Here is a 7,238-nt window from a genome sequence, read left to right as displayed (position 1 = left end):
TCTGCTCGATGATTGTCAGCTTCTGCTCGGTTGTCCACCGTCTACGGCGGACATCACCCGTCAGCAATTCAACATGTCGATACTCGTTAGACATAAGCCTGCCCTCAAGCCTGTGCTTGAGCCTTTCTGCTTATGCCGAATGTCCGGTCGAAATGGGGGGCAGTTCATTAACTTAACTCCAACTTTACCGTGTTTCACAATAATCCTCCAAGGTTACAACATCTCGATAACGGGAGGTAAAGATGAAGCCCTGGACGGTGATTGCTACACTCGCGTTGGCCGTGGTGGTGCTGAGAGGTGCTATCTGGGCATTCCCGGAAGCGGTGCACACGCGAAATCACATAAGCTGGATTGTAGAGCGTCTGCATACCGATGAAGCCTAATTGTCCTGGGGAAGATCACATTTGTCTAGGTTTGGGCGGATAAGGTTGGCGGAAACGCCGTAAGTGCGCTACGCGTCGCTCCGTCCAATGACACCGTTTCGGATATCCTGGCAAAGCTGCAGATTCAACGGCGTTGAATGCCGTCGATATGGACACCTGGATTTGATGAGCCTTCTCCGGTTGAGGCCCGCAGGATGTATCATTTTTTCGGTGTCTCGTGGTGCAGCCCGAGGCGTTCACTCCAATATGGGATCAACTTTCTGTGCCGATTGACAATCAAGCCAATCGCGGCGAGGAACCGCTGCCCGCCCGCCACCAGCCTGAGCGATAAAGGTGCAGCCACTCACCCAGACTGATCCACTTCCAGAGGGCCCAGGAATTGTTGGCGCGCCCTTCCTGGTGATCGGTCCACAAACTCTTGATGTCCTCAGGATCATAGCCCGGCAAACAGAGAAGGCTGCTGTCGGAAACTCGCTCCCAGCCCCAACCTTTCAGTTCCTTTCTTAGCCAGCGATCAAGAGGAGCAGCATAACCGACCTTGTCTGCCCTCCATCGAATGTTCTGCGGTATCCTATCGCCGGCCGCCTGCCGAAGTATCCATTTTTGCCAGCCGTTACGAACGAGAAAATCGTCTGGCAGGGTCAGACAGAAATCAACCAGTTCATAATCCAGATAGGGTAGACGCGACTCGCGGGAAAACGCCATGGCATTGCGATCCGCATATCTCAGAAGCATCGGCAGGCTGTTGTAGAGCATCGCTTCCGACAGCGTACGCCTCAATCGATAACCACTTTTGGCCGGCGCCGTTCCAACGTCATAGTCATATCGAGTAACAGCAGGTCGTTCGGCCTCCAGCCGACGCAGTTCGTCGGTCGTATAGGCCACTGATGGATTGAACCGCCTTTGGGGGTGATCGTATTTTTCACTGGCGATCTTCAGCCGAGAATTAAACTTGGAGGTTTCGCGATACGCCAGTGCGGATCTGCCTGTGTCGAGCAGATCAAGCTGGCGCTGCTTGAAATGAAACTGATAACCAGCCAGGAGTTCGTCAGCCCCCTGCCCATCCATAAGCACGGTGGTATCATACTGGCGCGCAAGACGCGCCACACACCACTGAAGATATATGGAGGCCGACAGGAAGGGCTCCTCCTGATGCCAGTGAAGGAGCGAAATTTCATCCGCCAGTTTTAGGGGATCTGGATTGACAATGAAGGACCGAACCGAGGTGTAGTCGACGACCGCATCGATCTCCTGGTCTTCCGACATTGTGGGATCATCTGGGAAAGATGCAGAGAACGTGTTTTGAGTAAAGGAGGATGCGCTCCGTTCTTTCGCCAGCATACCCACGATCACGGACGAGTCCAGTCCACCGGAGAGACTGGACCCTACGGGTACATCCGCCCGCAACCGCAGGCGGATGCTTTTTTCGAGTAACTCCGAAAAACGCTCCACTGCGTCCCGAGGCTTTATTGAGTCGTTAATCTTAGTATAGTCCGGTGTCCAATAGCGCCAGCGTCTTACTTCTTCTCCATTCTCGGAGAACCAAGCGGCATGGGCAGGCGGCAAACGTTCAATACCTTCGAAGAAGGTTTCCGTATCATCCTCATACCACCTCCCGTGCGCAAAGCGCGCCAGTGAGCCCGCATGCGCGTGACATCCGAAATTCGGATTGGCAAGGATGGCCTTCATTTCTGAGGCAAAGGCAACGCTCCCAAAATCACCGCGTCCAATAAAAAGCGGTTTTTCCCCGAACCTGTCACGCGCCACAAGAACCCGCCTAGAACGCTGATCCCACAACACGAATGCAAACATTCCATTGAGGCGCCCCAAGGCATCCTCACCCCAAACGCGCAAGGCATTTAGCAGCACTTCAGTATCGCTGGATGTCCGGAAACTGCATCCCAGATCCTTCAATTCGGATCTAAGCTCAATGTAGTTGTATATTTCTCCGTTGAAGACCAGGGCGAGACTTCCGTCTTCCGAAGCCATCGGCTGATCGGCAGAATGGGATGTATCGATAATTGAAAGCCGGCGATGGGCGAGGCCCAACCTGCGGTCCGACCTCAACCAATTCGAACCATTGTCCGGGCCCCGATGTGCTAAACGGTCGCGCATGACCGAAAGCAGATCATTTCCTATCGGCAGGCCCGGAGAAATCAATCCAACAATTCCGCACATCTGGGCAACGTCTCTTCCAGTTACCGTTTAATCATCAGAGCGATACGCTTCCTTAGGAATACCGGCATCAAATGCCAGATTCCCTTTACGAAAGTCGTCACGGGGTGAAGTTCATCGTCCGGGCTCTGAGCATCGCGCATTATCTTTCTCGTAACATTCAAAGACCGATACCGCACCGAACGCGGGATGATCCTCCAAGCCCTCCGGGTGAGCCGGTAGGCAATCGACCGTCTTGGGGAACCAGCTGCAGTCTCAAACGCAATGGCTTCGAGGCGCGTACTGGCATCTCCAACCACAACACCTGGAGGTGTCAGCCGACTTGCCGTCTCCGCCAACCGCAGCGGAGCGCCCACCGGAAGAGGCCCCTCGTACAGTCCTACAGGCAATAACGGCAACGCCTCTCGAACAGCTCCGTTCCGTGTTACGGCCATCATTATTGTGAACAGGCTGTTGGGATTTTTCTGGAGGACCCGCGCACTCACGTCAGCGTCGAAGCTTTCCACAAAGCTGCGATAACTGTAGCGGCCGCTGCCGACGATATCGTCATAGGCTTTCTGGGTGAGGTTGCGAAGGAACGGGATATCGTTGAGTTTGGACAATACTTCCCCAAAATTGGAGAAGTCTTTCTTCAGCACAATAAAATGTTCGTCGGGTGTCAAAACGCCAGAGTAATCGCCTTCAAACAGAATGAGGGCCGTTCGCAGGCGAATGGCTTCGAACACCTTGGGAGAAATCTGGTTCATGCGAACGAACCCCTCGTGCGGTGCAATCACGCGGGAATACAGTTCATCAAAAGAAACATCCGGGTTCGCGGCTTGGAGACGATCAAGTTCCTTTTTCAGTTCACCGGTGAAATCGAATACGTTCGACCCGCTTTCGGTACCCAAAGTCGCGCGTGCGGATCCCATGAAGCGGTACCAGTCATCCCCATAGATTCTCTTGGAATCATCGACTTCAATGTCGACATTCAACTGGCTGAGAACGGCAATCGCCTTCATCTCGACGCCGATTTGATATTTTTCCTGCCCAAGTGTTCCGTATATCGGATGCAACTTTCGGCCCCGATAGGCTATCAACAAGCTTCTGTCTTCGATCGGGAGAGCAAATTCATCGATATGGGGGGCCTCCGGTACGTATCCAGTCAACGTTGGAAGGAATTCAGTGTAGCCAAACCTGTATGCGGGATAAATTTTCTCAACACCACTCAACGGTACACATGTATAGACAAGATCAAACCGGATGTAATCCATCCAGTTCCTAGCAATCTCAGTACCCTCGTATTCATCCTGAATGTAGAGTACCTTCAAACCATTAAAACGCGACAAAGCGTTTGCAATGCTTTGGTCCAGGTGGCCTACGACCGACAATCTAGTCGAATAATGAACAACAGCTACATCAAAAATCGACAGGTCAAGAATATCTTCTGGCTCTCCATTTGCCTGGCTCCAGAACGATGGCGTAGCAGAAATATAGGTTACCTGATGTCGGGAATATCGATCGAAGGCTTCGAGGTGCTCGAAGATCGTAGAGACATGAATCGAATACATAGAGTCGTAAAAAATCGCCACTTTGAGACGTCTTCCGGAGCTCGGCAGGCCAGCTCTCGCCTCAAGAATGGCGTTGTACGCAGAAGCAAATCTCTTTTCGTAGGACCTAGCAATTGCAGCGCTTCGCCGTTCTGCAAGCAGTTCTGGATCGTTTCGCGTCGGCGCGAGTCTCCGAAGCTCGGATTGGAAGGTCTCGGCATCGGTTGCAAAAGCGAACAGATTGCCATCTCTCATCAAGGCCGTGATGGGCACCGAAACGACGGGCAGCCCACACGCAACATACTCATAGGATTTCAGTGGCAGTGAATTACGTATCCACGAATCCTGGACGAAAGGCACTATCCCCGCAGTCGCTCCACACATCTCGGCAGCAAAAGCCTCCGGCTGGAGTTCGCCAAGATATGTCACGTTGTCAAGACTTTGTAACCGTTCCCAACCGGCGGACGGCACCGACCTGCCGCAGAAACGAAACTCCCAATCGGGCATGGCGGATACGAGGTTGTGAAGAAGATCGTAGTCTAGGCGTTGGTTAATACCGCCCTGGAACACGGCAATCGGCCTGGTAGCAGCGTCCGGAAGCGAAGTCTGGTCCAGAATCCCGATAAAAAACTCGGCGTCACAACCGTTCTCGACCACAACATACTTGCCCTTGTAGCCCCCTAGGTGGACGCAGGCCTCGGCGACCCCTTCGGTGCAGGCGACCATGAAATTCACTTGCGAAAGCAAAGACTTTACCGACGATGCGACAAGCTCATGATTCTCATTCCAGTCATGAGAGTGGGTAAAATAGTCCTCCGACGCATGATAGACCCGATAGCCTGTCGGCAATGCATCCATCAGGGCTTGGTAATTCATGGAGTCGTAAATCCATAAAAGCGGCCGCTTGATGCCGCGCGCAGCAAGCAGTTTCTTAATCTGGAATACATCACTGTCGCGCAGTCCGCAGTTGACGTTGACAATATCGATGTTGTCAATTTCGGTCGGCTCTATACTGATATCTGCGCGCTGATGATAACAATGCTGAAAGAACAGCACGGGCAAGCTGCGGGCAAAACGTGTTGCGTAATGATAACGATTGCTTCTTGGTTCGTTTTTCCAGTCTGACCATGTCAACATCAGCACTGCATCAAAAGTCTCGGCGACGCCCATTCGATTTTCACTTTGTAAACACGACATTCACTTCAAGGCTGACTGTCATTTCCTTCAACAGTTCCCGCATAAGAGCCGGCTTTTCATCTCTGAGATTGTAAATCCAGGCCCTGAATTCCTCATGCGAAATGTCTGTAATCTTTTTCAACAACCATAAAGGATGGTCTGGTCCATCCGCAAGTTGAGCTGCCTTTCTGGCAGGGGAGTTTTCAGAAAGCAATTTTACGCTGAACATAGAGTCTTTCAGGTAGTTGCCCGCGAAAGTGCTCTCCCTGAAATGCATCTTGTGGATCTTGCCGAACAAAATGCGCAGGCTTGCCAAGTCGAATGAACGGACATGAACAAATTCATAGGGGATGCTATCGTCGAGATAAGCTTCCAGATCATCCTTGTGCGGCACACGGACAATCAGCGTCCCGCCTGGCCTCAGTACCCTCAAAATTTGCAGGCAGCAGGCATGAAGATCGATCACATGCTCCAGTACGTCGCATGCTACGATGGCATCAAAGAAATTATCTGGATATGGCATATCTTCAATACGCGAAAACGCAACCTTGAAGCCAACCTTGCTCGCTTTCTTCAAATAGTCATGGCTGATGTCAATCCCGTATCGATCTAGGTGGGTGGCCGAACCGAGGACACGCCCCAACCCTACTCCGATGTCTAGAACGCGCGCACCATCCTCGATGTATTTGTCCACGAGCTCCCGTGTCGACTTCTCCAGATCAGCCCAAAGCTCCTCGTCGATGAAGGGATTACCATTACCGTCGTCCAGCGACTCAACATGGTCAGCGGCAATCTTGGTATAATTGTCCACATAGTGATCGCGCAGCGAGAAAACGGGAATGCCGTCAACCACCTCGATTGGAGCTCGGATGAAAGGTGCTTGTATCAATTCAGCCATTTAATCCTCTACCTTGGCGGTCTTTTCACCCCCACCCATAAGTGTGCGTAGCGTTATTAGGCGTATTGATCTTGAGCGTCAACACTGCGGCAATAGGAACGCGGAAGGCGTGAATAGCTCTAAGTGCATAGGCAAGAGAGGTGGCTCGGTTTGTCTGAATAGTTTCGGGCGTTTCGCTAAGTTGACTTCCGCCTCGATTATGTCGTTACCATCATTGGTGCCAGCGCGTTGGAGTAGCAGCTGATCCGGCGTCAGCCGGTCAAGCGATGCAGGCGTCGGGCGTTGTAGAAGGTCAGATATCGGCCAATGCCGGCGCGGGCCTCGGACACGGTCTTAGAGTCGCACTCGAAAAGCCATCAACTATATCGATACCTTGCAAGGCGCCTGATTATCAGGGGAATGTGGGCGATCATGATCCAGGCCTCTAATGAGGCGATGGACATTTCGACATCCTTTGCCAGTCCGCGGCATCTTCCGAGCCCGGCAAAGGTGCGTTCAACGACCCATCGACGCGGCATAACCTCAAAGCCTTTTGCCTTGTCCGAGCTCTTGATGATTTCAATCGTCCAACGCCCGGTCTTCTTCAGCCTTCGCTTCAACTTGTGGCCCTCGTAGCCACCATCGGCAAAAACATGCAGCAATCATGGCCGCCAGTGGCGCATGGACTTCAGGAGATTGGCAGCACCATCGCGATCCTGGATATCGGTGCTGTACACGATGAGGCCGACCATCAAGCCAAGCGTATCAACGATGATGTGGCGCTTGCGGCCATTGGTTTTCTTGTCGGCATCATAGCCCCGGATACCGCCGCTTTCCCAGGTTTTGACGCTTTGGCTATCGATCGCATCGGCCGTCGGTGAGGCCTCTCTGCCCTCCTGTTAACGGGCCTCCATTACCAGATCATGGTTGATGCAGGACTACAGCCCCACTGCCCGCCATTCATAGAAATAGCTCTGGACGGGCGAACAGGGCGGAAAATCCCTCGGCAGCATTCGCCAATGGCAACAGGTCGTGGCCGGCATCCCGACCATGGATTCATGCGACGCAGCGAACCTGGCTATCCCCAGCCACCAGCCA

General features: G+C 52.8%; 3 protein-coding genes and 2 pseudogenes. All 5 read right to left on the bottom strand.

Annotated elements, in window-relative coordinates; all coding sequences use genetic code 11:
- Positions 1-659: 659 nt before the first annotated feature.
- Positions 660-2,561 (bottom strand): asparagine synthase (glutamine-hydrolyzing), encoded by a 1,902-nt coding sequence (gene asnB, locus H6M51_RS23205; protein ID WP_185812171.1) that lies wholly within the window; start codon positions 2,559-2,561, stop codon positions 660-662.
- A 20-nt stretch (positions 2,562-2,581) separates the two neighbouring features.
- Positions 2,582-5,257 carry a glycosyltransferase gene (locus H6M51_RS23200; protein ID WP_185812170.1) on the bottom strand — a complete coding sequence of 892 codons (2,676 nt, stop codon included), beginning with the start codon at positions 5,255-5,257 and terminating at the stop codon, positions 2,582-2,584.
- 7 nt (positions 5,258-5,264) lie between these two features.
- The gene (locus H6M51_RS23195) at positions 5,265-6,161 is read right to left on the bottom strand and encodes a class I SAM-dependent methyltransferase (RefSeq protein WP_185812169.1); all 897 of its coding nucleotides are present in this window, start codon (positions 6,159-6,161) and stop codon (positions 5,265-5,267) included.
- A 197-nt stretch (positions 6,162-6,358) separates the two neighbouring features.
- Positions 6,359-6,496, bottom strand: a pseudogene (locus tag H6M51_RS25080) (IS3 family transposase); the annotation flags it as partial.
- 21 nt (positions 6,497-6,517) lie between these two features.
- Positions 6,518-7,177: pseudogene (locus tag H6M51_RS23190) on the bottom strand (IS5 family transposase); the annotation flags it as partial.
- Between the last annotated feature and the right edge of the window lie 61 nt (positions 7,178-7,238).

Origin of the sequence: Rhizobium sp. AQ_MP, from assembly GCF_014237835.1 — a bacterium.
Lineage (GTDB): Bacteria > Pseudomonadota > Alphaproteobacteria > Rhizobiales > Rhizobiaceae > Allorhizobium.
Note: the sequence above shows the minus strand (reverse complement) of the source record. Positions and strands in the feature narration are given on the sequence as shown.

Excerpts from the sequence above, each read along its gene's own strand:
- H6M51_RS23200 (WP_185812170.1), bottom strand. The coding sequence starts at position 5,257 with ATGGGCGTCGCCGAGACTTTTGATGCAGTGCTGATGTTGACATGGTCA.
- H6M51_RS23195 (WP_185812169.1), bottom strand. The coding sequence starts at position 6,161 with ATGGCTGAATTGATACAAGCACCTTTCATCCGAGCTCCAATCGAGGTG.
- asnB (WP_185812171.1), bottom strand. The coding sequence starts at position 2,561 with ATGTGCGGAATTGTTGGATTGATTTCTCCGGGCCTGCCGATAGGAAAT.